Origin of the sequence: Stenotrophomonas sp. I18B00994 (assembly GCF_014145825.1) — a bacterium.
Classification (GTDB): Bacteria; Pseudomonadota; Gammaproteobacteria; order Xanthomonadales; family Xanthomonadaceae; genus Stenotrophomonas; species Stenotrophomonas maltophilia.
Genome location: NZ_JACIUW010000001.1, coordinates 373,133 through 398,941, shown reverse-complemented (window position 1 = coordinate 398,941; position 25,809 = coordinate 373,133). Strand labels below are relative to the sequence as shown.

Annotated in this window: 23 protein-coding genes and 1 pseudogene; 5 read left to right on the top strand and 19 right to left on the bottom strand. The window is 66.6% G+C overall.

Annotation, left to right across the window (positions count from 1 at the left end):
• The 13 genes and pseudogenes from H4O10_RS01865 to H4O10_RS01805 form a co-directional block, all read right to left on the bottom strand.
• A pseudogene (locus H4O10_RS01865) lies at window positions 1-661 on the bottom strand (flagellin); the annotation flags it as partial.
• A 231-nt stretch (window positions 662-892) separates the two neighbouring features.
• The gene (flgL, locus tag H4O10_RS01860) at window positions 893-2,098 is read right to left on the bottom strand and encodes a flagellar hook-associated protein FlgL (RefSeq protein WP_049461054.1); all 1,206 of its coding nucleotides are present in this window, start codon (window positions 2,096-2,098) and stop codon (window positions 893-895) included.
• Complete coding sequence (flgK, locus tag H4O10_RS01855) at window positions 2,095-3,975, bottom strand: flagellar hook-associated protein FlgK (protein ID WP_049461056.1); 1,881 nt, start codon at window positions 3,973-3,975, stop codon at window positions 2,095-2,097. Before flgK ends, flgL begins: the two co-directional genes overlap by 4 nt.
• An 8-nt stretch (window positions 3,976-3,983) precedes the next feature.
• Window positions 3,984-5,180, bottom strand: coding sequence for a flagellar assembly peptidoglycan hydrolase FlgJ (gene flgJ / locus H4O10_RS01850; protein WP_049461058.1), 1,197 nt, complete (start codon window positions 5,178-5,180; stop codon window positions 3,984-3,986).
• Window position 5,181: 1 nt separating this feature from the next.
• A complete protein-coding gene (locus H4O10_RS01845) occupies window positions 5,182-6,324 on the bottom strand; it encodes a flagellar basal body P-ring protein FlgI (protein WP_087786533.1) in 1,143 nt (380 codons plus the stop codon).
• A 2-nt stretch (window positions 6,325-6,326) separates the two neighbouring features.
• A complete protein-coding gene (gene flgH, locus H4O10_RS01840; protein ID WP_049461061.1) occupies window positions 6,327-7,019 on the bottom strand; it encodes a flagellar basal body L-ring protein FlgH in 693 nt (230 codons plus the stop codon).
• 22 nt (window positions 7,020-7,041) lie between these two features.
• Complete coding sequence (flgG, locus tag H4O10_RS01835; protein ID WP_049461063.1) at window positions 7,042-7,827, bottom strand: flagellar basal-body rod protein FlgG; 786 nt, start codon at window positions 7,825-7,827, stop codon at window positions 7,042-7,044.
• 103 nt (window positions 7,828-7,930) lie between these two features.
• Window positions 7,931-8,680 (bottom strand): flagellar basal body rod protein FlgF, encoded by a 750-nt coding sequence (locus H4O10_RS01830; protein ID WP_049461065.1) that lies wholly within the window; start codon window positions 8,678-8,680, stop codon window positions 7,931-7,933.
• A 32-nt stretch (window positions 8,681-8,712) separates the two neighbouring features.
• Window positions 8,713-9,936 carry a flagellar hook protein FlgE gene (flgE, locus tag H4O10_RS01825; RefSeq protein WP_049461067.1) on the bottom strand — a complete coding sequence of 408 codons (1,224 nt, stop codon included), beginning with the start codon at window positions 9,934-9,936 and terminating at the stop codon, window positions 8,713-8,715.
• A 32-nt stretch (window positions 9,937-9,968) separates the two neighbouring features.
• Entirely contained in the window at window positions 9,969-10,649 is a 681-nt protein-coding gene (locus H4O10_RS01820) for a flagellar hook capping FlgD N-terminal domain-containing protein (RefSeq protein WP_049461069.1), read from the bottom strand.
• Window positions 10,650-10,672: 23 nt separating this feature from the next.
• Entirely contained in the window at window positions 10,673-11,080 is a 408-nt protein-coding gene (gene flgC, locus H4O10_RS01815) for a flagellar basal body rod protein FlgC (protein WP_049461071.1), read from the bottom strand.
• Between the two features lie 3 nt (window positions 11,081-11,083).
• On the bottom strand, window positions 11,084-11,479 hold the full coding sequence (gene flgB / locus H4O10_RS01810; protein WP_005409576.1) for a flagellar basal body rod protein FlgB: 396 nt from the start codon (window positions 11,477-11,479) through the stop codon (window positions 11,084-11,086).
• A 138-nt stretch (window positions 11,480-11,617) separates the two neighbouring features.
• Window positions 11,618-12,562, bottom strand: coding sequence for a chemotaxis protein (locus tag H4O10_RS01805; RefSeq protein WP_005416462.1), 945 nt, complete (start codon window positions 12,560-12,562; stop codon window positions 11,618-11,620).
• Between the two features lie 231 nt (window positions 12,563-12,793).
• Here H4O10_RS01805 and flgA point away from each other — a divergent pair, with 231 nt between their 5' ends.
• The 4 genes from flgA (at window position 12,794) to H4O10_RS01785 (ending at window position 15,478) form a co-directional block, all read left to right on the top strand.
• Window positions 12,794-13,450 carry a flagellar basal body P-ring formation chaperone FlgA gene (gene flgA, locus H4O10_RS01800; RefSeq protein ID WP_005416463.1) on the top strand — a complete coding sequence of 219 codons (657 nt, stop codon included), beginning with the start codon at window positions 12,794-12,796 and terminating at the stop codon, window positions 13,448-13,450.
• Window positions 13,451-13,525: 75 nt separating this feature from the next.
• Entirely contained in the window at window positions 13,526-13,831 is a 306-nt protein-coding gene (gene flgM, locus H4O10_RS01795) for a flagellar biosynthesis anti-sigma factor FlgM (RefSeq protein WP_005409579.1), read from the top strand.
• Window positions 13,828-14,166, top strand: a complete 339-nt coding sequence (locus H4O10_RS01790; RefSeq protein ID WP_014037132.1) for a FlgN family protein — start codon at window positions 13,828-13,830, stop codon at window positions 14,164-14,166. The genes flgM and H4O10_RS01790 overlap by 4 nt, the downstream gene beginning before the upstream one ends.
• Before the next feature lie 91 nt (window positions 14,167-14,257).
• Complete coding sequence (locus tag H4O10_RS01785; RefSeq protein ID WP_049461073.1) at window positions 14,258-15,478, top strand: ATP-binding protein; 1,221 nt, start codon at window positions 14,258-14,260, stop codon at window positions 15,476-15,478.
• A gap of 93 nt (window positions 15,479-15,571) precedes the next feature.
• Here the strand turns inward: H4O10_RS01785 and H4O10_RS01780 are convergent, their stop codons facing one another.
• On the bottom strand, window positions 15,572-17,344 hold the full coding sequence (locus H4O10_RS01780; protein ID WP_049461075.1) for an EAL domain-containing protein: 1,773 nt from the start codon (window positions 17,342-17,344) through the stop codon (window positions 15,572-15,574).
• A gap of 3 nt (window positions 17,345-17,347) precedes the next feature.
• Window positions 17,348-19,450: a PAS domain S-box protein gene (locus H4O10_RS01775; protein WP_032954159.1), complete on the bottom strand. Its 2,103-nt coding sequence runs from the start codon at window positions 19,448-19,450 to the stop codon at window positions 17,348-17,350.
• A 130-nt stretch (window positions 19,451-19,580) separates the two neighbouring features.
• Here H4O10_RS01775 and H4O10_RS01770 point away from each other — a divergent pair, with 130 nt between their 5' ends.
• On the top strand, window positions 19,581-22,340 hold the full coding sequence (locus tag H4O10_RS01770) for an EAL domain-containing protein (protein ID WP_049461077.1): 2,760 nt from the start codon (window positions 19,581-19,583) through the stop codon (window positions 22,338-22,340).
• A gap of 136 nt (window positions 22,341-22,476) precedes the next feature.
• On the opposite strand, the gene H4O10_RS01765 is transcribed toward H4O10_RS01770, so the two are convergent.
• From H4O10_RS01765 to H4O10_RS01750, 4 genes are all read right to left on the bottom strand, one after another.
• Window positions 22,477-23,496 carry a GAD-like domain-containing protein gene (locus H4O10_RS01765; RefSeq protein ID WP_049471549.1) on the bottom strand — a complete coding sequence of 340 codons (1,020 nt, stop codon included), beginning with the start codon at window positions 23,494-23,496 and terminating at the stop codon, window positions 22,477-22,479.
• A 187-nt stretch (window positions 23,497-23,683) separates the two neighbouring features.
• Entirely contained in the window at window positions 23,684-24,190 is a 507-nt protein-coding gene (locus H4O10_RS01760; protein WP_049461081.1) for a hypothetical protein, read from the bottom strand.
• A gap of 67 nt (window positions 24,191-24,257) precedes the next feature.
• On the bottom strand, window positions 24,258-24,473 hold the full coding sequence (locus H4O10_RS01755; RefSeq protein WP_049461083.1) for a hypothetical protein: 216 nt from the start codon (window positions 24,471-24,473) through the stop codon (window positions 24,258-24,260).
• Between the two features lie 96 nt (window positions 24,474-24,569).
• The gene (locus H4O10_RS01750; protein WP_005416472.1) at window positions 24,570-25,760 is read right to left on the bottom strand and encodes a methyl-accepting chemotaxis protein; all 1,191 of its coding nucleotides are present in this window, start codon (window positions 25,758-25,760) and stop codon (window positions 24,570-24,572) included.
• Window positions 25,761-25,809: the final 49 nt, after the last annotated feature.

Genomic DNA, 25,809 nt, shown 5'->3' with positions numbered 1-25,809 from the left:
TGATGTCGCTGGCTGTTGCGCCGGCCTTGAAGCTCACATCAGCGATGGCGACGCCATTGATCTCCATGCCGGTGATCTTGCCGTCCGACTCCGCAGCATCAGCCACCACTGCGGCAGTGCTCGTCTGGGTTGCGGCGAACAGACCCGAACCCAGCGAGCTGGTGCGGGCATTGACGATCGAGTTGATGCCAATGGTCTGGCCCGCATCCGCGCCGATCTGGAACTGCGCGCCGGAGAACGTGCCGTCCAGCAGGCTGGTGCCGTTGAAGTTGGTCTGGCGGGCAACGCGGTCGATTTCCGAGGTCAGCTGCTTGACTTCGCCGTTCAGTGCTTCGCGGTCGCTGTCGGAGTTGGTGGCATTGGCCGACTGCACCGACAGTTCACGGATGCGCTGCAGGTTGTTGCCGATTTCAACCATCGCGCCTTCGGCGGTCTGGGCCAGCGAGATGCCGTCGTTGGCGTTGCGCACGGCAACGTCCAGACCGCGGATCTGGGTGCTGAAACGCTCGGAGATCGCCAGGCCGGCGGCGTCGTCCTTGGCGCTGTTGATGCGCAGGCCCGAGGACAGGCGCTGGATCGTGGTCGCCAGGCTGTTGCCGCTGGTGGACAGATTGCGCTGAGCGTTCAGCGACATCACGTTGGTATTGATGACTTGTGCCATTTTTTCTCTTCCTGTGGGCGAAGGCCGGCGCGAGGTGGCCGACCGATGCACGACGCGAAGGTGTTTCGCGTTTGCAAGGTCCAGTAACGGCGCCAGGAAGGCGGTCTTTAGCACAAACGCCAACGCCACCGTCCCGAAGGGCGGTGGTTGGGTGCCGCAGCCCAGGCGGGCTGCGGTTCAGCGGCCTTCGTCGCGCGGCCCGGGGGAGTGCCGCGCGACGAAGGCGCCTGCTCAGCGGATCGCGTTGAACAGCGACATCTGCTGCATCTGGGTAAAGATCGTCTGCGCGGCCTGCAGCGCGATCTGTTCAAGCTGGTACTGGCCCACGGCTTCGGCGTAATCCAGGTCGCGGATCGACGACAGCGTGGTTTTCAGGGTGACCGCGTTGGATTCGCGGGTGGCGGCGGCATCGTCGATGGCCTTCAGCTGCGCACCACCGGCCGAGCGCGCGTCGATGAACTGTTCGGCGGCGCGGGCGATATCGCGGATGCCCGACTGCAGTGCGTTCTGCTGGTTGGCCACCTCGGCGGGGGTGTTGGCGGCGGTGTTGAGCGCATCGATCATGCCCTGCACCGTGGAAAACACATCGCGGGTGCCCGACGGGCCGATGCTGAAGCTGTCGCCGGCCGCGGGCGCGCCTTCGATACGCATCGACACGCCTTCGAAGCTGATGTCCTCGCCGGCCTTGAACGTGCCGGTGCCGACCACGGTGCCGGTGGAATCGAGCACTTCGTACTGGTCGGCAGCGGTAAAGTTCAAGGAATAGCTGCCGCCATTCCAATTGCCGGAAGAAGAATTCAAACCAAAGGTGGTGAGCACGCCATTGCCGGTATTGCCGGCTGCAGCCGCACCATCCAGGGTGCCATCGCCGGTGCGGATGCGCAGGAAAATCTCGCTGCCGGGCAGGGCATCCTTCACGAAGGTATCCGGTGCCACTTCCACCTGGCGCTGGGTCTGGTCGCCGTTGTAGCTGACCGTACCGTTACTCAGCTTGAACGGCGCGTCGGCATCGTCGGTGCCGCCGAACAGGTAGCGGCCCGTGCCGTCGGTGGTGTTGGCCAGCGACAGCAGGCTGTCGTACACCGTCTGCAGCTCCGAGCCGATCGACTTCAGGTCGGCCGCCGACAGGGCAGGGTTGTTGGCCTGCAGGGTCAATTCGGTAATGCGCGCCATCAGTTCGTTGGCGCCGGACAGGGCGTTTTCCTGCAGGCCCAGACGGTTCTGCACCACGTCGGCGTTGGATTTGAAGCGGTCCAGTTCGGCCACGGCGCGGTCCAGGCTGACCGCGGTGCCGGCGGCGACCGGGTCGTCCTTGGCCGACACCAGGCGCTGGCCGGTGGCCAGCTGCTGTTCCAGGTGACTCATCTTGGCCTGCTTGGACAACATCAGCGAGACGGACTGGCTGAACATCATCCCGGTGGAAATGCGGTTGTTCATCGCGATACAGCTCCCAGGATGGTCTGGAACATGGTGTCGGCAGTGGAAATCAGCTGCGAGGCGGCCTGGTAGGCCTGTTGCAGGCGCAGCATGTCGGCAGCTTCTTCATCCAGGTTCACCCCGGAAATCGAATCGCGCGCGGACTGTGCCTGGTCGGTGATCACCTGCTGCGCATCCAGCGAATATTCCGCTGCACGGGCGGCGGCGCCCACCTGCGTGGTCAGCCCGCCCAGTGCGCCGTTCAACGTGATGGTGCCGGCGTTGAATGCCTTGGCGTCCTCGACCTTGGCCAGGGCCAGGGCATTGCTGTTGTCGGACGAACCGACCGGGGTGGGGGTGATGTTGAAGGTATCGCCGGTCTTCGGCGCGCCATCGAGCACGAAACTCCAGCCATTGGCGGTGATCGCCTGGCCGGCGGTGTAGGTGAACGGTCCATTGCCATCGATGGTGTATTCGGTGGCCGAGGTGAACACGATTGCGGCAGGGTTGCGCAGGTTGGCGTTGCTGGCGTCGGCCACCTTCACGTCGCTCAGCTTGCCGGTGCCGGTGTTGGCCAGCGCGGCACTGCCCTTGATCGGCGCGGCCGCGGCCAGGCGCGAGGTATCGGTGATCGCCACGCCGATGCTGCCGGCCACGCCCGCGGTGGGCTGCAGCAGGAAGCGGTCATTGGTGGCCGGGGTGCCGCTCACCACCAGCTCCACGCCATTGATCTTCAGCGGATCGGTGGCGGTGCCGGTACCGGTCATGGCCACGCTGGCGCCGGTGTCCGAACGCATCGCCAGCCACTGGGTGCCGTCATACTTCAGCACGATGTTCTGTGCATCCAGCGATGACAGGTCGCCGTAGCTGGCGGTGATCGAGGCAGTGCCGGTATTGCTGGTATTGCCGGTCACCCGCGGGCTGCCGATGTTGAACAGGTCGCCGCCCATGTTGCCGTACAGATCCACGCCGTTGCGGTGGGTCTCGTTGAACGTGGTCGCCAGGCCCACGGCCAGCTTGCCCAGTTCGGCCTGGGCCGGGGTCAGCACGGTGTCGCGGAATTCCAGCATGCCACCGACCTGGCCGCCCAGCTGCTTCGGGTCCAGGGTGATCTTGCCGCCCTGGGTCTGCAGCGCCAGTTGCAGGCGCTCGGGCTGGTAGGGGTCGGTGACCGTGGTCACCTTCGAGGCGGTGGTACCGACCACCAGGGCCTGGCCGCCGGCGGTGTACACGTTCAGGGTGCCGCCATCCTGGGCCACGGCGGTGCCGCCGGTGTAGCCCACCAGGTTGGCGATCAGCTGGTCACGGCGGTCCAGCAGGTCGGGCGCAGCAGTGGCCGCATTGCTGCCGATCACCCCGTTGATCTGGGCGATTTCCGCAGCCAGCCGGTTGATTTCGGTGGCGGCCGCGGTCAGGCCGTTGTTCACTTCGCTGTTGAGCGTGTTCAGGCTGTTGTTGAGCTGCTGGAAGCGGTTGGCCAGCGTGTTGGCGCTGTCCAGCACGTTCTGCCGGTCGGCGCTGCCCGACGCGTTGGACGACAGGCCGCTGACCGAATCGAAGAAGTTGGACCACACGCCGGACACATTGGTGGCGGTGTCCGAGAACAGCGCATCGACGCGGTCGGCCATGGTGGAAAGCTGCTTCAGCCGCGCCAGTTCGCCGCTGCTGTCCAGCAGGCGGGAAATGGCCAGCTGGTCGGCGGTGCGGCGGATGTCAACGATACGCGTACCGTTGCCGACATCACCGTAGCCGAAGTTCTGCGGATCGGCGGTGGCAAAGTCGACCTTCTGCCGGCTGTAGCCGGGCGTGTTGATGTTGGCGACGTTGTGGCTGGTCGTCGCCAGGGCACGCTGGAAGGCGAGCAGGGCGTTGGTACCGGTGGAAAGGACGCTGGACATGGGGTTCCTCAACGGCGGGTGATACCCAGCGCCGCGGTTGCGGTGCTGGCGAAGGTCTGGCCAAGGCGGGCGCCGGCATCGGTCACCGCGGCTACCGCGCGTTCGATGGTCGGGCCACCGGCAATGGCGGCGATCTTGGCGGCGTAGCTCGGGTCGGTGGCATAGCCGGCACGCTGCAGGCCACGGGCGAAGCCCTGCACATCGGTGCCGGCCTGCAGGGCCTGCTGGTAGCGCGGGCTGGTCTTCAGCAGGCGCACGTAATCGGCGAAGCTTTCGGCCGGCGAGCTGTAGGCGCGGAAGCTGGCGGTTTCGTTACGGCGCACGCCATCCACGTATTCGTGGGTGCCGGCCACCGCGCTCTGGCCGTTCCAGCCGGTGGCCTTGATGCCGAACAGGTTGTGCGAGGTGCTGCCGTCGGCATGCTTGATCTGGCGCTTGCCCCAGCCGGTTTCCAGCGCGGCCTGGGCCACCAGGGCGCGGGCATCCACGCCCAGTTCCTTGGCCGCGTTCTGCGCATGCGGCCAGATGCTGGCCACGAAGCCTTCCGGCGTGTGTGCGCCCAGCTGGGCCACCGCGGTGCGGCTGGCCAGCGCGTCGGCGGCGGTGGCGGTGCTGCCACGGTTGCTGGCCGTGGGCGCCCACTGGTCGCTGGCGGCGGCCCAATCGGCACCGCCAATGCTGCCCGCATACGGATCCTCGGTGCCCAGCGCACGGTGCGCGCTGCTGCTCTCGCGGCCGGCAATCAGGTCCAGCGCCTGTTCCATCGGTGCCACCGACGATTGCGCGCCGTCCTGCACGCCTGCGGACATCTGCTGCAGGATGCGCAGTGCGTTGCTGGCATCTTCCAGCGGCAGCGACGGCGCCTGCGCCGGTGCGTTCAACTGGTAGGCGCGGCTGGCCTTGGCCGGGTCCACGCGGGTGTCCAGCGCCGGGGCGTCGCCCTGGTTGCCGGACAACTGGCGGGCGATGGTTTCGTGCAGGCCCAGGCCCTTGCCGCGGGTCAGGGTCTCGGCAATCTTCTGGTCGTACATGTCCCGGAAGACCTTGTTTTCACCCGGGAACAGCGAATCGCCGAAGCTGGCATCGCGCATGCTCTTCACCAGCATCTGCGCGAACTGGCCTTCCAGCTGGCGTGCGACCTTGTCGATCTTGGCCGGATCGTTCTGCTGCGTCGGGTGCAGCTCAAGGGCGGGGGTGATACGCATGTCAGATCACCTCAAGCTCGGCGCTCAGCGCACCAGCCTGCTTCAGGGCTTCCAGGATCGCAATCAGGTCGCCCGGCGCGGCACCCACCGCGTTCACCGCGTGCACGATTTCATCCAGGCTGGTGCCGCCGCTGAACTTGAACATGCGGCTGCCATCGTTGGTGGCGGTAATGGTCGATTGCGGGGTCACCACGGTCTGGCCACCGGCCAGCGCGTTGGGCTGGCTGACGTTGGCGTTTTCCTGGATGGTCACGGTGAGCGAGCCGTGCGAGATGGCTGCCGGCCCCACGCGCACCTGCTGGCCGATCACCACGGTGCCGGTGCGCGAATTGACCACCACCTTGGCCGGTGCGCTGCCCGGGGTCAGTTCCAGGTTTTCAATGCGGGCCAGCAGACCGATGCGGGCACCGGGATCGGTGGGCGCACGCACGGCCACGGTCACGCCGTCCACCGCACGCGCGGCGCCTTCGCCGAAGGCATTGTTCAGCGCGCCAACCATGCGCGAGACGGTGGTGAAATCGTTGTTGTGCAGGTTCAGGGTGATCTCGCCGTTGGCACCGAACACATCGGGCAGCGCACGTTCAACGGTGGCACCGCCGGGAATGCGGCCCACGCTGGGCACGTTCACCGACACGCGCGAACCATCCTTGCCCTGCGCACCGAAGCCGCCCACGATCAGGTTGCCCTGGGCAATCGCATAGATCTGGCCGTCGGCACCGCGCAGCGGCGCCATCAGCAGCGAACCGCCGCGCAGCGACACGGCGTTGCCGATGGAAGACACGGTGATGTCGATCGGCTGGCCCGGCTTGGCGAACGGCGGCAGTTCGGCGTGGATCGCCACGGCGGCCACGTTCTTCAGCTGCGGATTGACGTTCGGCGGCACGTTCACGCCCAGCTCGCCAAGCAGGTTTTTCAGGCTCTGCACTGTAAAGGGTGCCTGGCTGGTACGGTCGCCGCTGCCATCCAGGCCGACCACCAGGCCATAGCCCACCAGCGCATTGCCGCGCACGCCGCCGACCTGGGCCAGGTCCTTGATGCGCTCGGCGCTGGCAGGCGCAGCCATTGCCAGCAGAAGGAAGAATGATCCGTAGAGCGACGCCATGCGTCGCTGCCACGTAGAAGAGAAGAGAGCTTTCATGGCCATACTCAGAACGGCGTCAGGCCGGAATTGAAGAAGCGGCTCAGCCAGCCCATCGCGTTGGACTGCGCGACCGGGCCGCGGCCGCCGTAGACGATGCGGGCCTCGGCCACGCGGCTGGAAGGGATGGTGTTGTCCTGGCTGATGTCGCCCGGGCGCACGATGCCCTGCACCTGCACCAGTTCATCACCCTGGTTCAGCCGCAGGTTTTTCTGCCCCTGCACCACCAGGTTGCCGTTGGGCAGCCGCTGGATCACCGTGACCGTGACGCTGCCCTGCAGGCGGTTGCTCTGCGCGCTGTTGCCCTTGCCGGTGAACTCGCGTTCGCCATTGGCGCTGGCGCTCAGAATGTCCTTGCCGCCCAGGGTGACCGGCGCGCCGAACAGCGAGGGTGAGCCGATGGTCAGGCCCGATTCCTTGCTGGTTGCAGTGTTGGCACTGGTCTGCGCGGTGGTGTTTTCCAGCAGGGTGATGGTCAGCAGATCACCGACATCGCGGGCGCGGCGGTCGGCATACAGGTTCAGCGTCGGGCCGGCGGCATAGATGGCGCCGGCGGTGGGCGCGGCCTGCATCGGCACGATCGGCTGCACCGGGGCCATGGCCGGGTAGGGGCGCACGTCGCCGGCAATCACGCAGCCGCCCAGCAGGGCGGTCACGGCGCAGCACAGCGCGGTGCGGGCGAGGGTAGAGAAGGGCGACATGGCGGTATCCCGGTGGTTGCGGTCAGACGTTCTGGTTCAGGTAGCCGAGCATGGCGTCGGTGGTGGAAATGGCCTTGGCGTTCATTTCGTAGGCGCGCTGGGTTTCGATCATCGACACCAGCTCTTCCACCACGTTCACGTTGCTGCCTTCCAGCGCACCCTGCACCACGGTGCCCAGACCGTTCAGGCCGGGGTTGCCGTTCTGTGCGGGGCCCGATGCCGTGGTTTCCAGGAACAGGTTTTCACCGCGGGCCTGCAGGCCGGCCGGGTTCACGAAATCGGTCAGGGTCAGTGCGCCCACCTCCACCGAAGCGGCGTCGTCGGCCATCTTTACGCTGATGGTGCCGTCGCTGCCGATGGTGACCGACTGCGCGCCTTCGGGAATCTGGATGCCCGGCTGCACCGGATAGCCGGTGTTGGTCACCAGCTCGCTGTCCTGGTTGATCTTGAACGAGCCATCACGGGTGTACGCGGAACTGCCGTCGGGCAGCTGCACTTCGAAGAAGCCGCGGCCGTTGACCATCACGTCCAGCGCGCGGCCGGTCTGCTGCTGGCTGCCCTGTTCGAAGTTCTTCGAGGTGGCCACCACGCGCACGCCGGTACCCAGCTGCAGGCCGGTCGGCAGCTGCGTCTGTGCCGAACTGGCGCCGCCGGGCTGGCGCACCTGTTGGTACAGCAGGTCTTCGAAGCTGGCGCGGTCCTGCTTGAAACCGGTGGTGTTGGTATTGGCGAGGTTGTTGGAAACCACCGACATGCGCGTCTGCTGCGCATCCAGTCCGGTTTTTGCGATCCACAATGCCTGGTTCATCTTCGGAATCCTGTCTGGCTGAAGCGGGCCGCGCGGTGCGGCCGTTGGTGAAGGCTGTGCAAGCGGTGTGCCAACGCCGGCCCGTGCCGGCGCCGGAATTCCGTCAGCCGCCCAGGCGCAGCAGGCTGTTGGCGCTGCGCGCGTTCTCGTCGCCGTGCTTGATTACCTGCACCTGCATTTCGTACTGGCGCTGCAGCTGGATCATCTGCACCAGCGCGCCGGCGGCGTCCACGTTGCTGCCTTCCAGCTGGCCGCTGTGCACGGTGGCGCCCTGCGCCTGGGCGAAGGGCTGCTGCGGGTCGGTGTTGCGGAACAGGCCGTCCAGGCCGCGCTCCAGGCGCTCGTCCGGCGCCTGCACGATCTTGATGCGGCCGATCATCGCCATGGTCTGCGGGCCTTCGCCCTGCGGAATGATCGAGATCGTGCCGTCGTTGCCCACTTCCATCGCCTGGTAGGGCGGAATGGCGATCGGGTTGTTGTTGTCATCCAGCACCGCACGGCCGCTGGAGGTCACCAGCTGGCCGTTGGGGGTGACCGACAGCGCGGCCCCCCGGGTGTAGGCTTCGCTGCCATCGGTGGCCTGCACGGCCAGCCAGGTGCCGGTCTGCAACGACAGGTCCAGCGGCTTGCCGGTGATGTGCTGCGCGCCGGCGCTGCGGTTGAAACCGGCGTCGACGTGCAGCGCATCCACCCGCGAGGCATAGCCCTGCCCACGGATCGGGAAGGCCTCGGTGTTGGCCAGCGCTTCCTTGAAGCCGGGGGTGTCGGAGTTGGCGAGGTTGTGGCTGAGCGTACCCTGCGCCTGCAGGGAGGCGCGGGCACCGGTCATCGCCACGTAAAGGGCTTTATCCATGCGGGGAGTTCCGTGACAGGGTCAGCAGCTCATCAACGGATGTTGATGACGGTCTGGGTGATCTGGTCCTGCGTGGTGATCATCTGCGCGTTGGCCTGGAAGTTGCGCTGGGCCACGATCATGTTCACCAGCTGCTCGGTCAGGTCCACGGTGGACGATTCCAGCGCGCCGGCCTGGATCTTGCCCAGGTTCGAGGTGTCCGGAGAGCCGGTGCGCGGGGTGCCCGAATCGAAGGTTTCCACCCACAGGTTGTTGCCCTTGGCTTCCAGGCCCTGCGGATTGTTGAAGGTGGTCAGCGCCACCTGGCCCAGCGCCTTGTCATCGCCGTTGGAGTAGCGGGCAAACACCACGCCGCTTTCCGAAACGGTGATTTCATTGAGCTTGCCGGCCGCGTAGCCATCCTGCTGGGTGTTGCGCAGGGCGAACTTCTCGCCGTACTGGGTCGAGCCGGTCACATCCAGGGTCATGTTCAGCACGCCCGCGCCGGTGGTCGGGGTGAACGTGCCCAGGCTGATCTTGCCGTCGGCCGGGTCGATCAGGGTGCCGGCGTTGTCGAATTCCAGGTCGGTGGGCGTGCCCGCGGCCTGGCCGTCAACGTAGTTGTGCACGCGCCACTGGTTCACGCCCGGCAGCTTTTCGAAGTACGAGACCTGGGTGTGGCTGACGCCCAGCGAGTCGTACACGGTGATGCCGCCGCTGGAGAAGTTGTAGCTGTTCGAATCGGTCGGGTCGAAGGTGCCCACGGTCGGTACGCTGGCGTTGGCCGGCAGGGTGAAGCCCACCTTCACTTCGCTGGTCTGCTTGGGCGGGCTGTCGGTGGTCAGCAGCTGCAGGTCGACCAGGCGGCCGGCGTCGAAGTTGGTGCCATCGGCGTTCGGCGCGAACACCTGCAGGCGTGCGCCCTGCGGGTTGATCACGTAGCCGGCCGAATCGGTCTGGAAGTTGCCGGCACGGGTGTAGACGCGCGCACCGTTCATGTTCATGGTGAAGAAGCCCTCACCGGAAACGGCCATGTCCAGGCTGCGCCCGGTCTGCTCGTTGTTGCCCTGCAGGAACTGCTGGGCCACGTTGGAAACGCGCACGCCCGAACCGATCGAGTTCTTCGACAGGCCATAGCTGGTGGCCGAGAACAGGTCGGCGAATTCGGCGCGCGATTCCTTGAAGCCGGTGGTGTTGACGTTGGCGACGTTGTTGGCGGTGACGCTCAGGTCGGAGTTGGCGGCATTGATGCCGGACAGTGAAATGTTGAAGCCCATGGGATGCTCCTGGTAGATGCGGGATGTGCGGCTCAGCTGACGCGGAGCACGTAGTCGATCGGGGCCGTGCCCAGGCCCTTCAGGTTCAGGTACAGGCCGTCCGAGCCGACGGTCACGCTTTCCACTGGCGCCTGCACATAGGTGGACAGCTTGGTTTCCGCGCCAGCGGTGTCGGTGTGGGTGGCGGCAATGGTGTAATCGCCGGCAGCCACGCGGTTGCCGTTGGCATCCTTGCCGTCCCACTCGAAGGCGGTTTCGCCGGCGGCGGTAGCTTCAACACTCAGCTGGGTGACCGTGTTGCCGTTGGCATCGGTCACCGTCACGTTCACGATGCCGGCGCCCGGTGCGGCAACCACGCCGCTGGCACCGCCTTCATCGCCCAGCACCATCTTGGTGGAAGGCACCAGCACTTCGTGGCCGACCAGTGCCGCGCCGCGCAGCACCTGGTCGCTGGCCATCGATTCCTGAAAGCCCTGCACCGTGGTGTTCAGATCGGTAATGCCCTGCACGGTGGACATCTGCGCCATCTGCGCGACCATCTGCGTGTTGTCCATCGGCTTCAGCGGGTCCTGGTGCTGCAGCTGTTCGGTCATCAGGCGCAGGAAATCGGCCTGATCCAGCGTGCTCTTGCGCGTGCTGGCGTTGCTGTTGGGGGCAGTCAGGCCCAGGGCGCTGTACACGTCCTGGCTGGTCTGGGTAGAGACGGTGGTCATCGGGTAATCCTCAAGGGTCCGCCTCAGCGGCCCATGGTCAGGGTGGCCAGGGCCAGTTCCTTGGCGGTGGTCAGCATCTCCACGCCGGCCTGGTAATTGCGCGAGGTCGAGATCAGGTTGACCATCTGCGCCACCGGATCGACGTCGGGCTGGTAGATGTAGCCATCGGCGTCTGCCAGCGGGTGGCCCGGCTCGTAGCGCTTGATCGGCGCCGCCTCGCTCTGGGTGATCTCCTTCACCTTCACCGAGGTGATGTTGGGATCGTTCTTGCTGGTGACGGCCTGGAAGATCGGCTCCAGCGGCTTGTACACGGCGTCGGCAGAACCGGCGATGGTGTCGGCATTGGAGAGGTTGGAGGCGATGGTGCTCATGCGCACCGACTGCGCCTGCAGCGCGGAGCCGGCGATATCGAAGATCGGCAGGTTGCTCATGGCTTATTGCCCCGTGATCGCGGTCAGCATGGAACGCACCTTGCTCTCGACGAAGCTGAGCGAGGCGCGGTACTCGAGCGCGGCTCGGCCATAGGCGGCACGCTCGGCATCGGGATCGACGGTGTTGCCGTCCAGGCTGGGCTGCACGCCCTCGCGCGCGATCTGGAACGGGTTCAGGCCACTACTGATTTCGTAGTGCTGCTCATGGGTGGTGGCCATCAGGCCGTTGGCATCCTGCCCCTGGGCATGGCGCAGGGCAGCATCGAAGTCCAGGTCCTGGGCCTTGTAGCCGGGCGTGTCGGCATTGCCGAGGTTGCTGGCGATCAGCTTCATCCGCTGTTCGCGCAACGGCATGGCCTGGGCGTGGACGCCCAGGTAGTCGGTAATCAGGTTGCGCACGGTGCACTCCCACGGGAACGTTGCCCGGGAAGCTGCAAGGGGTGTGCCAAATTCGAGAGGGTTGTGCCGGCCGCGGGCCGGCTCCCCGATGGATCTGCGGTTGCCGGCCAGCGGCCGGCACTACCGGATCAGTGGCCGTCAGGCCGCCATCGCCACCTTGCGCAGGCGGTCCAGCACGAAGTCAGCCAGCTCGTGCGGCGAGTACTTGGCGACGAAGGCGTTGGCGCCGACACGCTCGACCATGGCGTTGTTGAAGACACCCGACAGCGAGGTGTGCAGCAGCACGTAGAGGCCGGCCAGGCCCGGATGGCGCCGGATTTCCGTCGTCAGCGTGTACCCGTCCATGGCCGGCATCTCGATGTCGGAGATGACCATGGCATAGCGTTCGGCGGGGTTTTCGCCCGAGGCTTGGATCTGCAAGAGGTGGTCGAGAGCCTGCTTGCCATCGGAAAGCAGGGTGGCACCCACGCCCAACTGATCCAGCACGCTGCGGATCTGCTGGCGGGCCACGCGCGAGTCGTCCACCACCAGCACCTGCAGCTGGGGGCCATCGGCGGGCATTGCCATCGCCGGATCGAGTACGGCGTCACCGCGGACCTGGGCGATATCGGCCAGCACGCTTTCAACGTCGATCACCTGGATCAGCTCACCCTGGAAGCGGGTTACCGCAGTCAGGTAGCTCGACTCGGCGCCAAGCTCCGGCGGCGGGTGGATGTCTTCCACCGCGATGTTGACGATGCGTTCGACGCCGCTGACCAGGAACCCCTGGATCGAGCGGTTGAATTCGGTGACGACCAGGTAACCCGGCGAGGTATCGGCATCGGGCTCACGTTCGGGGTGGCCGATGGCCAGGCCCAGGTCCAGCACCGGCACCGAGCGGCCGCGCACGTCGGCCACGCCGGCGAACTGGCTGGGCAGGCCGGGTACCTGGAACAGCTCCGGGCGCCGCAGGACTTCCTGCACCTTGAAGACATTGACGCCAAAAAGCTGACGTCCGCCGAGACGGAACAGCAGCAGCGCCAGGCGGTTGTGGCCGGCCAGGCGGGTCCGCTGGTCGATCCGGTTGAGCAGGTCATGGGACATGGCTGCTGTATCGGCGCGTTGGGTGCCAAACTTGAGGGCGCTCTGCCACTGCGCGCTCCACACCGCAATTGTGTTGTCGCGCCATGTTCGACCGAGGCTCTTGTAGCCTCGAGCGATGCTCGGCTGGCTGTTGGGCGCAAAGCGGTCGAGCATGGCCTGACTCTACAAGTGCCCCTCTGGCACACCCCTTGCACGCACCTGGGCCAGCTCTTGCCGATTGAAGGAGGCGCCATGTGCCGGGTCACATCTCTATTCGCCATCGCGCTGGCCGTGGCCTCGCCGTGGGCGGCTGCCGCCGACTGGCAGCCGGTGGCAAGCATCCGCGCGGCGGCCTTGTCGACGCTGCCGGCGGGCAGCGAGGGCGAGGCCCAGGTGGCCGATGCGCTGCGCCTGCCGAAGTGCGGGGGGGCGTTACAGGTGCAGCCCACCGCCAACACCACGGTGGAAGTCAGCTGTCCGGACGCGGGCGGCTGGCGCCTGTTCGTGCCGGTAAAGGTGCGGCGCAACCAGACCGTACTGGTGCTCAACCGCGGAATCGGCACTGGAGAAACCCTCACTGCCGCCGATATCACCACTGCCCAGCGTGACGCTGCCCGGATTGCCGGCGCGGTGCTGTCCGATCCCAATGCAGCGATCGGCCGCGTCGCCCGCCGTCCGTTGCAGGCCGGAGCCCTGCTGTCGAACAACGATCTGGTGGTGCAGCGTCTCATCAAGCGAGGAGACAATGTGGCCCTGGTGTCGCGTCGCGGCTCGGTCGAGGTCCGCATTGCCGGCCGTGCGATGGGTGATGCCGGTGAGAACGAACGGGTCTCGGTCGAGAACCTGTCCTCGCGGCGGATCGTGCAAGGCACGGTCGATGCCGCAGGTGACGTAATCGTGGCGCGTTGAATTACCGCAAAATATCCCTAAAGATCACGGCCCTGCGGCCGTTATCCCTTGTGAACGGCAACTCCAGGACACCCCATGAGCCAGAAAATCGACGGCAACCTGCAGGTCCCCCAGGCACTGCGCAGCGTGACGACCCCGGCCAACAAGCCCGGTGTCAGCACCGATGCGGCGGCGCGCCCGGTCGAGGCGGCCGACAGCCTGCGCCTGACCGGTGAGGCCACCAATCTGCAGGCCATCGAGCGCGAGCTGACCACCGCCCCGGCGATCGACGCCCAGCGCGTGGCCGCCGTGCGCGAGTCGCTGCAGAACGGCACCTACAAGATCAATCCGGACGCGATCGCATCGCGCATGCTCGATCTGGACCAGCAGCTGCACGGATGACTGCGGCGATGAGCGAGCCGCTGCAGCGTCTCGCCCAGGCCCTGGACGTTGAACGCCAGGCCCTGGTCGAGCACGACGTGCACGCCCTGATCCGGGCTACCGGCGCCAAGCTGGAAGCGTTGCGTGCGCTGGAAGGCGCGCCACCGGTGGGCGAGGGCGAACAGCTGCAGGAACTGGCCGAGCGCAACCGGGCCAACGGCGTGCTGCTGTCGCGCCGCCGCCGCGAGGTGAACTGGGCGCTGCGCCAGCTCGGCCGCACCGAAGACGCCTCGGCCTACGATGCCAAGGGCCAGTCGCACACGGTCAGCATCGGCCGGCCCCTCGCCGTCGCCTGAGGCGACGGCGGTCGCATAACCCCTCACGGCGGGCTGAAGCCCGCTGCATGACCGCGTATATTGGGCGCCTGTTCGAACGTCCCGAGTCGCCGTGTCCGCTGCCAACGCCCTGGTTACCGCCCCCCTTCCGCCGCAGCCGGTGCTGCAGGCCCTGCTTGAGCGCCTGCGCGAAGGCCTGCTGCTGTTCACCGATGACGGGCGGGTGGCCCTGGCCAATCCGGCCGCACAGAACCTGCTGGCCAGTGGCGAGGGCGGCGGGTTGCCGCCGCCGCAGCGCCTGCGCGAACTGCTGCCGCCCGATGCGCTGGAACAGGCTCGCCAGCATGGTCACTGGAATGGCAGCCTGCCGCTGGGCGAGGGCGTGGTCATCGCCCATCTGTACCACCATGGTCCGGTCGGCCAGGGGCATTTCCTCGCCCTGTTCCGCCACATCGAAGGGCAGGAAGACTACGAACGCGAGCTGCAGCAGCGCCATGCCGAACTGCGCCAGGCCTACCTGCGCCTCAATGGCACCCAGGAAAAGCTGCTGCAGTCGGAGAAGATGGCGTCGATCGGCCAGCTGGCCGCCGGCGTCGCGCACGAGATCAACAACCCGATCGGTTACGTGCACTCCAACCTGGGCAGCCTGCAGGAATACCTGCGCAGCCTGTTCACCGTGATCGAAGCCTACGAGCGCGCCCTGCGCGCGCCGGACCCGAAAGCGCTGATTCCGGAAATCGATGATATCCGTGACCGTCTGGATATCGATTTCATCAGCCGCGACCTGCCGCAGCTGATGGCGGAATCGCGCGAAGGCATCGAGCGGGTCACCCGCATCGTGCGCGACCTGAAGGATTTCTCGTATTCCGGCCGCGACGAGTCGTGGAAGCTGGTCGACCTGCACGCGGGCCTGGAATCGACCATCAACATCATCTGGAACGAACTCAAGTACAAGGTCACCCTGGTGCGCGAGTTCGGCCAGTTGCCCCTGGTGGAGTGCCTGCCATCGGAGTTGAACCAGGTCTACATGAACCTGCTGCTCAACGCCGGCCATGCCATCGCCGAGCGCGGCACGATCACGGTGCGTACCGGCGTTGATGGCGATCACGTTTGGGTCGAGTTCGAAGATACCGGCGGTGGCATCTCGCCGGAACTGCGCCAGCGCATCTTCGATCCGTTCTTCACCACCAAGCCGGTGGGCAGTGGCACCGGCCTGGGCCTGTCGATCTCCTACAGCATCATCAACAAGCACCACGGCCGCATCGACCTGGACAGCACGCCCGGCGTGGGCTCGCGCTTCCGCGTGGTGCTGCCGGTCAAGCAGCCGCGCTGACCGCTTCTGGCAGTGCCGGCCGCTGGCCGGCAACCTCATTGAACCCGATTTCCAGAGCAGCCGGCCAGCGGCCGGCTCTACCAGAGGGGATGGTTACCGCAATGGGCGCTCCTCGCCGCCATCTCCGCTCTCCACCGGCGCCGGGCCGGCATTGCTGCGGCGCTGTTCCTCGTACGTGCGGAACGCCTGGTGGATGTGCTTGCGCAGCTCGTCGTCGTTCCACGGCTTGGTCAGGAAGCGATAGATCGCGCCGCGGTTGATCGCATCGGTCACCGTGTTCAGATCGGTGTAGCCCGACAGCACCAGGCGGATCGTATCCGGGTACAGCATCTTCACCCGGCCCAGGAACTCGGTGCCGCTCATGTCGCTCATTCGCTGGTCGGACAGGATCACCTGCACGTCGTTGATCGCCAGCAGGTCGAACGCATCGCGCACGTTGCCGGCGGCCAGGATGCGGTAGCCGTCGCGGCGGAACAGGCGCACCAGTGAGCGCAGCACGTTTTCCTCATCATCCAGCAGCAGCAGCGTCCGGTCCGGGCGCGTCTCGGCGAAGGCTTCCGGGCGCAGGTAGCGGCGGCGCAGGGTCATGCCGGCGGCATCGGCCGACATCGGTTCGCCGAACAGGTAGCCCTGGAACACGTCGCAGTCGTTGCGGCGCAGGAAGCCCAGCTGCGCCTGCGATTCCACGCCGTTGGCGATCACGGTCATGCCCAGCTGGTGGCCCATGGCGATGATCGCGCGGGCGATGGCCGCTTCACGATTGCCGGCCGGCGCGCTCTTGATGAAACTGCGGTCGATCTTCAGCTTGTCCACCGGGTAGCGCACCAGCGCGCTGAGGCTGGAGTCGCCGGTACCGAAGTTGTCCAGGCTCAGGCTGATGCCTTCATTGCGCAGGTTGGCCAGCGTTTCGTGGACGAAATTGACGTTGTTGGTCAGCGCACTCTCGTTGATCTCCAGCGTCAGCATGTGCGCCGGTACGCCCGCCGCCTGCAGCAGTGACATCACTTCGGCGAAGAAGTTCGGCCGCAGCAGCTGCAGGGTGGACACGTTCACTGCGATGGTGAAGTCATCGAAGCCCTGGTCGCGCCACAGCCGCGCCTGCTTCAAGGCGCCTTCCAGCACCCAGGTGCCGATCTGCACGATGATCCCCAGGCGTTCGGCGGTGCGCATGAAGCGCTCCGGCACCAGCATGCCCAGGGTCGGCGACTGCCAACGCAGCAGCGCTTCCATGCCCACCACGTGGCCGTCGCGCGCGCTTACCAGTGGCTGGTAGCGCAGCTTCAGCTCGCCATTGGGAATGGCATCGACGATCTGGCGCGCGATGATGCTCTCGCTGTGCGCGCTTGGCGGGGTGTCCACCGCATGGATGCGCACGGCATTGCCGCCTTCGCGGGCGGCCTGGTACAGCGCATCCTCGGCATGGTCGAGCAGGCGCGAGGTGCTGCTGGCATGTTCCGGGCACAGGCTCACGCCCAGCTTGCCGGTCATGAACAACGTGTACGGCAGCACCGACAACGGCAGCTCCATCTGTTGGCGGATCTCCTCGGCGAAATCCTCCGGCAACGGCAGATCGGCGGTGCGCGCCACCGCGATCAGGAACTCGTCGCTGCCATGTCGCCACAACTTGCCGCGCCCGCGCAGGTAGGACTGCAGGCGCTGTGCCACCAGCACCAGCGCCTGGTCGCCCACTTCGGCACTCATGTTTTCATTGACCGATGCGAAATGGTCGATGTCCACGTGCATCAGCATCAGTGCGATGCCGCCTGAGGCTGCCTCGGCAACCATTGCCTGCAGCTCGGGGTTGCCGGCGCCAAGGCGGTCGGGAGCGTCATCGATGCTGACCGGGGGCAGGTTGGGATTCCACATGGTTCAGTATTCCGGTGAATCGACGGCAGCCCTGCTGGCCGCCTGGTAGGGGAGGTGGACATCGACCAGGGTGCCTTCGCCATGCGCGGATTCAATCCGCACGTGGCCACCGACGCTCTGTGCGCGCTCGCGCATCACGATGAGGCCCAGGCCGCGCGGGCCGTCCGGATCGAAGCCTTCGCCGTCATCGCGGATCTGCAGGTGCAGGCCGCGCTGGCCGACATCGCGCAGCTGCAGCAGGACCTGGCTGGCGCGCGCATGGCGCAGCGCATTGGTCAGGCTTTCCTGTGCGATGCGGAAGCAGGCCTGTTCGATGCTGTTGTCGGGGCGATGCGGCAACGGCTCGATCTCGGCCAGCAGCTCCACCGGCGAGGAGCGGAACAGAACCCGCGCCTGCCAGCTGAGTGCTGCCTCCAGGCCCAGTGCATCCAGCTGCGGGGGGCGCAGCAGGGTGGAGATGTCGCGCAGTTTGGCCACGGTGGTGTCGGCCAGGCTGACGATCTGCGCCAGATCCTGCCCACGCCGCTGCGGATCGTCCTCTTCCAGCGCCGCGTGCGCCGACAGCTTGATCGCGGTGATGGCCTGGCCGATGTCATCGTGCAGATCGCGCGAAATCGCACGACGTTCGTCCTCCTGCAGCGAGAACAGCCGCCCGGCCATCGCCTGCAGTTCGCGGTTGCTGGTTTCCAGCGCGCTGCGGATGCGCTCGGAATCACTGAGGTCGCGCACGATCAGCAGCTTGCAGTCGCGGCCACCGTAGCGCACGTCGCCCACCGCCAGGCCGGCATGGAAGCTGCGGCCGTCGCCGCGCTGCATGGCCACCACGCTGCTGTGGCCTGGTCCCAGGTGCGGCTGGCCGGCACGCAGCTGGCTGCGCACCCGCGGCAGGTCTGCGGCAGCGACCAGCGCCGACAAGGGCTCGCCCAGCAGGGTATGGCTGCCGTAGCCGAACAGGCCGGCGGCCCAGGCGTTGGCGTACAACACATGTTCGTCGGAGAGGATCACCACGCCGTCGGGCAGTACCCGCACCAGCTCGCGGAACTGCTCCTCGCGCTCGCGCAGCAGTCGCCGCGACTGCTCGCGTTCGGTCACGTCCTGCAGCGTGCCCAGCACGCGGTTGCGGCCAGCCTCATCGAGACCACTGGCGGCACGCAGGTGCACCATCAGCGCGCGCCCGTCCATCGACAGCAGCGGCAGCAGCACGTCCACCTGTACCGGCTCGCCGGAGCACAGCTCGGCCAGCAGCTGCTCGGTCTGGGTGGCGGTGGCCGGGTCGGCCGGCACCAGCAGTTCGTCGAAGCGGTGCCAGCGGCGGGCTTCGGGCGGGCGGCGGCCGAGCAGGCGATAGACCTGGTTGGAATAGCGGCCCAGCCCGGTGGACGGGTCCAGCTCCCAGGCGCCGATGCGGGCCAGTTCGTGGGCTTCTTCCACCCGTGCCAGCGCCTGGTCGCGACGCAGCTGGGCCAGGTCCTCGGCAGTGCGATCGATGGCGATCAGCAGGCGCGCATTGTGACCGTCGTAACTGATCGCGTTGGAGCGCAGTTCCATCTGCCGCAGCGCGCCATCGCGCAGCTGCAGCTGCGCGCGCAGGATGCACAGCTCGTCGGGCGCCTCGCGGATCGCCTCCAGCTTGGCCTGCAGCGCCTGGCCCTGGCCGGGTGGCCACAAGGCGTCGATGGTCTGTTCCAGCAGCTCATCGCGCTCCCAGCCGAAAGCGGTGCAGGCGGCTGGGTTGGCGTCGAGGATCGCCAATGTGTCCAGGTCATAGACGAGGATCGGGCCGGGGTTGCCCTCGAACATCTGCCGCAGGCGCAGCTCCGAGGCCTGCTGGCGGGCGTGGGTATGCAGCACGTGCTCGGCCAGCGGGCGCAGCAGCAGGTACAGCAGGCCCGCGCTGGCCAGGGCGAAGAACGAGCCCTTCAGGCCCTGCCACAGGGCCGCCTGCTGCGGATCGGGCACCAGCGCCTGCACCACGCTGTCGGTGGAGATCATCCAGGCCAGCGCCATCACCAGGTAGCTCAACACCACCCGTCGCCGGTCACGGCTCAGCGCCTGCGCCATCCGCGGGTCGGGAACTGGGGCGTTGCCGGTCGGTTCTGCGGGCATGGACGGGGAGGGTGAAAGGGGCGCCGGTCATCTTACCCCGCAGCGTGCCGTCACCACTCAATTATCCGCCGCAGGCGCCGTTAACCACTGCGTGCCCCGCTGACGGGCGAGTCATCCGGAGCAAGATCGCGTGGACCAAGGGATCATCGCCAGCCTGCTGCAGCACCCGCTTGCGTCGGCGCTGGTCATCGTCGACCGTACCGGGCGCCCGCTGGCGGCCAATCCGGCCGCGCGCGAGCATGGCCTGCCGGCCACCGTGGCTGCCTATGCGCCAATGCTGGAAGATCTACGCCTGATGGCCGCCGATGGCGGCATCGTGCCCTGCACGCTGCCAGGCGGCCCGCGCGGCCACTACGACGGCCACCTGCGCGCCGTGCATGACGGTGCCGGCAACCTGCTGGCGTTCACCCTGAGCATTCCCGAGCCGGTGCCGGTCGATGGGGGTGGGCGCTGGGAACTGGCACTGGACAGCGCCGGTCATAGCCTGTGGGACTGGGACATCCCCAGTGACCGGGTGGCGCGCACGCCGGCGCTGGGCGACGAGACGGCCACCGAACTGCTGTCGCGCGTGCACAGCGAGGACATCGACCAGGTGCGTGCCGCGCTCGACGAGCACCTGCGCGGGCGCAGTGAGCAGTACAGTGCACAGTTCCGCTTCCGCCAGGCCGATGGCCAGTGGCGTTGGGTGCTGGATCGCGGCCGCGTGGTCGCGCGCACCGCTGATGGCCAGCCGCTGCGCATGGTCGGCACGCATACCGATATCGAGCAGCAGAAGCAGCTCGAATCGCTGCTGCAGGAACAGCAGCTGCACCTGAGCGAGGCCCAGCGCATCGCCAGCATGGGCAGCTGGTCGTTCGACCCCAACAGCGGGCACTTCTGGTGGTCGCCGGAACTGCGATCGCTGCTGGCGCTGGAGCACGGCGCCGTGCCCGGCCAGCGGCGCTGGCTGAAGCAGCTGCATCCGCGCTCGCGTGGCGCGTTGCGTGCGGCATGGCGGCGGCTGTGGCGCGATGGTCGTGCCGCCAATCTCGAGCTGGAGCTGACCCGTGGCCATGAGCCATCACAGCACCTGCGGCTGTGGATGCAGCCGCTGCTGGACATGGACGGGCAGCCCAAGCGCCTGCTCGGCCAGGTGCAGAACATCACCGAACAGCACCAGACCGACGCGTTGATTCGCTGGCGCACCGAACTGCTGAACCGGGTTTCCGCGCTGGGCCGCATCGGCGGCTGCGAGATCGAGGTGCAGACCCGGAGCATGCAATGGACCGAGGAATGCTATCGCATCCACGGCCTGCGCAAGGAGCCGATCACCCTCGATCAGGCGATGGCGCTGTATACCGAAGACTCGCGCGATGCGTTCGAGGCGGCACTGGCCCGCATCGCCAACGGCGGCCTGCCCGAGCAGCTGGACCTGTGCTTCTACCGCCAGTCCGGCCTGCGTGTCTGGGTGCAGGTGCTGATCGAGCTGGATCGTCGTGACGGACTGCCGCCGCGCTTCGTGGTGCTTTTCCGTGATATCACCCGCGAGCGCGAGGCCAACGAGCGCATTGAACTGCTGGCCCACTACGACCTGCTGACCGGCCTGCCCAATCGCGTGCTGCTCGGCGAACAGACCGCCGAGGCCATCGAGGAGGCGCGTGATCGCGGCACCTCGTTGGCGATGCTGTTCATCGACCTGGACGGCTTCAAGACCATCAACGACAGCTTCGGCCACGCCACGGGTGATGCGCTGCTGAAGGCTGCCGCGACCCGCCTGCACCAGAACCTGCGCAACAATGATCTGTTTGGCCGTTTCAGCGGCGACGAGTTCATCGTCGTACTGCGCGACCTGGCTGAGCCCGAGGATGCGGGACATGTCGCCCGCAAGCTGATCGCCTCGCTGGCCGAGCCGCTGCGCCGTGGCGAGACCACGCTGAAGGTCGGTGCCAGTGTCGGCATCGCGATGCTGGGTGATGCGCAGACCGATTTCGATTCACTGCTGCGCGCTGCCGACGCCGCGATGTACGCGGCCAAGGAAGCCGGACGCAACACCTACCAGTATTACAGCCAGGATGCCCTGGCCCGCATCCAGCGCAGGCTGGAGCTCGAGCACGCGCTGCACGGTGCGATCGAGCGCGAGGAGTTCAGCCTGGCCTATCAACCGCTGCTGCATGCCCACCAGGGCGAGCCGCCGGCAATCGAAGCACTGCTGCGCTGGCATCGCCCCGGCATCGGCTATTGCAGCCCGGCCGAGTTCATTCCCATCGCCGAGAAATGCGGCGAGATCGTACGCATCGGCGACTGGGTACTGAACGAAGCCTGCCGTCAGGCAACCGCCTGGGACCGGGCTGGACTGCACTTCGACCGCATCGCGGTCAACGTGTCGGCGGTGCAGCTGCGCGACCGTGGCTTCGCCGAACGTGTGATCGAGATCTGCCATGCCCACGGCTGGCCGCCGCAGCGGCTGGAGCTGGAGCTGACCGAATCGGCGCTGATCCGTGACACCGACATCCTGCGCCACTGCTTCGACGTGCTCGAACGGCACGGCGTGCCGCTGGCGGTGGACGACTTCGGTACCGGCTTCTCCAACCTCAACTACCTCAACCGCTTCCCGGTGGGTCGCCTGAAGATCGACCGTAGTTTCGTGCAGGGCATGCTGCACGATTCGGGCACGGCCGAAGTGACCCAGGCCATCGTGCACCTGGGCCACGCGCTGGGCATGAAGGTGGTGGCCGAGGGCGTGGAGACGCACCAGGAAGAAGACATGCTGCGCCGCCAGGGCTGCGACGAAATCCAGGGTTACCTGTACTCGCGCCCGCTCAGCCCGCGTGACCTGGCGCAGTGGCTGCGTCAGCAGCGTCCGTTACCGATGCGCACCGACGCCAGCAGCGAAGCAGTGCTGGTGCGCTGACCACCCGCCGCTGGTAGGTGCCGACCGTTGGTCGGCACGGTTGCCGCATGGCGTGGATCTACTCAAAGAGCCAGCATCTGGTAGTTGCCGACCTTGGTCGGCGTGCACGCTGGTTCGCCCGTTGATGTGTCCGCCGTCAGCGACGCTGCGCAAGCTCTGCGAGCACATCCAGCGCCTTGCGTTTTACCAGGCTGCCTAGCCGCCAGCCGTGCTCTGACACCGGCTCCTTCGAGCTGTAAATCTCTCCGTCGCCCAGCGGCCCCAACATCTCACGGGCTCGCCAGAACATTGGCTCCCCGTCCTCGGCCAGAACATCCAGTTCGGCAGCATCCAATGCAAGCAGGAAGTCGTGCAGGCGTCTGTCGCGGTCGATGTTGCTTGCTGGAAGAGTCAGTGTTGCTGGCGCGCATAGGTAACCTTCGTGGGGTTCAAGCGTGAGTTCGACTCCGGTTCGCTCGCCACAGATCAGCATCTGGCCGAATGGCGAGATCGCATAGACATGGAAATCATCTTTGCCCCATAGAGGGCTGCCCGCCAGAAGGGCGGCGAGCACCGATTTGTACCCCGCAGGGTTCACCAAAGCCAGTCGATCATCGTGATAGCGCGCAAGACCGTCGCGCTGCCACAGTGCCAGCAATGCGTCCGTGAACCTGCCTTTCCAGAGCGTCAGCATGGTGTCAGCAACAGGCGAGCCTGGAGTACTGGTTTGCAGTTGATCCAGAAGGCTCGTCGTGAAGAGGGCGGAAGTATCGGTATCCACGACTGCCGAGACGTTCTCCGGGTGGTCCCGGTCCTCCGGACCTTCCGGCAGCAGGTTGAGAAATGTCAGCATGCTCTCGGCCCGTGCAAGCTCCAGGTTCGATTCCTCGCCCGGAATGGCGCTTGCCTTGCTTCCGGAGACAAGCAACAAGGCGCCCGTTGGAAGCTCATGCCACGGGGCTTTAAGGATCAGATAACGTCGCGGCGCCTGTTCGGCATCATCGTCAAGGATGATGACTGGCGGGCCGTCTTGCACGCACCCCGCGGACACTTCAACTGCTGCATCGATCACACCCGCTTCAGGATCGTACGCATTGATCGGAGCGGAGTAGGGCTGCTGGAACGCTCCAAACGTCTTCAGCGCCTGCTGAAGCGCCCCAAGGGAATCGGGATCCACGGTCAATGGGACAAGGGGGTGCCGGAAGCTGCAAAGCAACTGAGAGGCAGAGAAGGGCGCTGGTCATCGGGCTGGCTTGATCTGAACCGCAATCGGCCCCTTCACGATGAAGGGCGCATGGTTCACGGTCCATGCAAACAGTCGGAAATGCTGGCATCGCGGGGCATCATCCACGCACGGCGTGGATCTACCTTGGAAACTCCGCCTTCAACTGCATGCGCAGCGCCTCGACAATGGCCGCATAGCGCCGCTTCTGCACCAGATAGCTGGCCAGGAACAGTGGCAGTACCAGCAGCATCGGCGCCACCATCGGGCGCATCGCCACCAGTGGCAACAGCAGCAGCGACAGCATCGCCACGAACCAGCTGCACAGGCCGATCACCCGCACCTCGTGCCGCCGTGCGTTGAGCACGATGCGTCCACGCATCACCGGGAAGTAGCGCAGGCCGAAGCTCGGCGCGAAGCTCTCGCGGAACGCCATGCTGCCATCGGGCAGCGCATGGAAGGCCAGCCGCAGCCACTTGTCCTGCGGCAGGTCACGCTCCAGGCTGCCCAGCGAGAGCCGGGCCTGCATGGCCGGCGGCGCCGCGATGCGTTCGTTGAACAGGGTGATGCCCCAGCTGAAATAGCCGGCCACCCAGGCCATCAGGAGGACGGTCTCCAACAGCACGAGTGCGATCAGGGTGATGGCCATAGGTCTTCCATGGACGGGACCGGGCAATCATGCCATGCGGGATGCCCCACCCACGCAGGGCGTGGATCTACTTCAGGGCTTCGCCATCCAACCCCAGGTCCCACGCCAGCCCCAACAGCTCGTCGTCCGCCGGCGATGGCGCCGGGCGCGCGTCCGCCAGCTGCTGCAGCTCGCAGATTTCCTCGCGGGCGACCTCTTCCAGCTTTTGCAGCTGCTCACGCACGCTCGCGTTGCGCGGGCGCTCGGTGTCGGTGAGGGCGGGCAGGGCGCGGATCAGGGTCATGGCGCGTACAGGATGCATCCAGCGGCGGGTTACAGGCAAAGGCCCCGGACGAACCGGGGCCTTGCGGGCTGCCGGCGAGGGCAGCGGACATCAGGATCAGAACAGCTCTACCGTGCCGGCACCCATGCTCTGCTGGGCAACCGGCTTGTGCGGCGGGCGTTCCCATTCGCTGCGCAGTTCGCGCAGGCGGTTGCCGGTGCGCTGCAGGGCCGTGGCGATCTCTTCGTCGAACACGCCGCCATTGCGGTGCAGCAGTTCCTGCAGGGCCACCGCTTCACGGTTGATCGCGGTCAGGCGGTCCAGGTGGGTGTGCACGCCGCCCAGCGCCTGGGTGGCGATGTCTTCGAACTGCAGGGCGCGCACGGCTTCGGCCACGCTGCCATCGATCGCACGTGCGCACTCGGAGACTTCGCGCATGCCGTCGCCGAGCGAGGCATTGATCTGCGCGACATTGTCGAGCATTGCCGCCGCTTCCTGGCGTGCTTCGCGGGAGCGGTCCATGTCACGCGAGGCCATGTGCGAGACCGTCTCGCGCACCTTGGCGATGGCGTCCTTGGAGCTGTGCGCCAGCTTGCGGATCTGCTCGTTGAAGGTGGTCGAGCGCTCGGACAGGTTGCGCACTTCGTCGGCGACCACCGCGAAGCCTCGGCCGGCTTCACCGGCACGCGCGGCTTCGATGGCGGCGTTCAGCGCCAGCAGGTTGGTCTGGTCGGCGATCGACTTGACGTCTTCCAGCAGCGCGAAGATGCCATCCAGGTGCTGTGCCATCTGGTCGATGTGCTGCACGGTGGTGCTGCTCTGGCCGCTCACCTGTTCCAGCGCTTCCACCAGCTGTTCCATGCGGTGGCTGGCGTGCTGGGCGAAACGGGCAACGTCGAGGCCGGCATTGCCTTCATCGCCGGCGCGGTCGACGATGCGCGACAGCGCCTGGCTCTGCTGGCGCGACTTGCGGTTCATCGCATCGAAGCTGCCGCCCAGGCTGGAAACCGCCTGGCGGATCAGGTCGCGGGCGCGTTCCACTTCACCACGCGAACCGTCGATTTCGTTGCCGACGAAGTTGCGCAGTTCGGTCAGCAGCTGGTCCTGCTCACGCAGGACACGGGCATGTTCCGGGGAACGATGCGCCTGGGCGCGGGTGGTCCACCACGCAAAGCCGAGCCAGCTCAGCGTCATCGTGGTCAGGATCGCCCAGCGCAGGGCGGCCGGCCATTCGAAACCGATGGCGAAGGGGAGCAGCAGGGTCAGAGCCAGGGGGGCGGCCAGACGGATGAAAATGCGTGAGTACATGGACGTTCTCGGGAGGTGCACGGAGGATGTATCGGCCGTACCCCCTTTC

Coding starts and splice junctions, on each gene's coding strand:
- flgC (WP_049461071.1), bottom strand. CDS start 11,080: ATGAGCAACCTGCCGATCTTCGATATCGCCGGCTCCGCGCTGCAGGCG.
- H4O10_RS01830 (WP_049461065.1), bottom strand. CDS start 8,680: ATGGATAAAGCCCTTTACGTGGCGATGACCGGTGCCCGCGCCTCCCTG.
- H4O10_RS01820 (WP_049461069.1), bottom strand. CDS start 10,649: ATGACCACCGTCTCTACCCAGACCAGCCAGGACGTGTACAGCGCCCTG.
- H4O10_RS01780 (WP_049461075.1), bottom strand. CDS start 17,344: ATGTGGAATCCCAACCTGCCCCCGGTCAGCATCGATGACGCTCCCGAC.
- flgK (WP_049461056.1), bottom strand. CDS start 3,975: ATGTCCAGCGTCCTTTCCACCGGTACCAACGCCCTGCTCGCCTTCCAG.
- H4O10_RS01755 (WP_049461083.1), bottom strand. CDS start 24,473: ATGACCCTGATCCGCGCCCTGCCCGCCCTCACCGACACCGAGCGCCCG.
- flgL (WP_049461054.1), bottom strand. CDS start 2,098: ATGAACAACCGCATTTCCACCGGGATGATGTTCAGCCAGTCCGTCTCG.
- flgM (WP_005409579.1), top strand. CDS start 13,526: ATGAGCCAGAAAATCGACGGCAACCTGCAGGTCCCCCAGGCACTGCGC.
- flgA (WP_005416463.1), top strand. CDS start 12,794: ATGTGCCGGGTCACATCTCTATTCGCCATCGCGCTGGCCGTGGCCTCG.
- flgG (WP_049461063.1), bottom strand. CDS start 7,827: ATGAACCAGGCATTGTGGATCGCAAAAACCGGACTGGATGCGCAGCAG.
- H4O10_RS01750 (WP_005416472.1), bottom strand. CDS start 25,760: ATGTACTCACGCATTTTCATCCGTCTGGCCGCCCCCCTGGCTCTGACC.
- H4O10_RS01805 (WP_005416462.1), bottom strand. CDS start 12,562: ATGTCCCATGACCTGCTCAACCGGATCGACCAGCGGACCCGCCTGGCC.
- H4O10_RS01760 (WP_049461081.1), bottom strand. CDS start 24,190: ATGGCCATCACCCTGATCGCACTCGTGCTGTTGGAGACCGTCCTCCTG.
- flgJ (WP_049461058.1), bottom strand. CDS start 5,180: ATGCGTATCACCCCCGCCCTTGAGCTGCACCCGACGCAGCAGAACGAT.
- flgE (WP_049461067.1), bottom strand. CDS start 9,936: ATGGGCTTCAACATTTCACTGTCCGGCATCAATGCCGCCAACTCCGAC.
- flgH (WP_049461061.1), bottom strand. CDS start 7,019: ATGTCGCCCTTCTCTACCCTCGCCCGCACCGCGCTGTGCTGCGCCGTG.
- H4O10_RS01775 (WP_032954159.1), bottom strand. CDS start 19,450: ATGCCCGCAGAACCGACCGGCAACGCCCCAGTTCCCGACCCGCGGATG.
- H4O10_RS01845 (WP_087786533.1), bottom strand. CDS start 6,324: ATGGCCATGAAAGCTCTCTTCTCTTCTACGTGGCAGCGACGCATGGCG.
- H4O10_RS01790 (WP_014037132.1), top strand. CDS start 13,828: ATGACTGCGGCGATGAGCGAGCCGCTGCAGCGTCTCGCCCAGGCCCTG.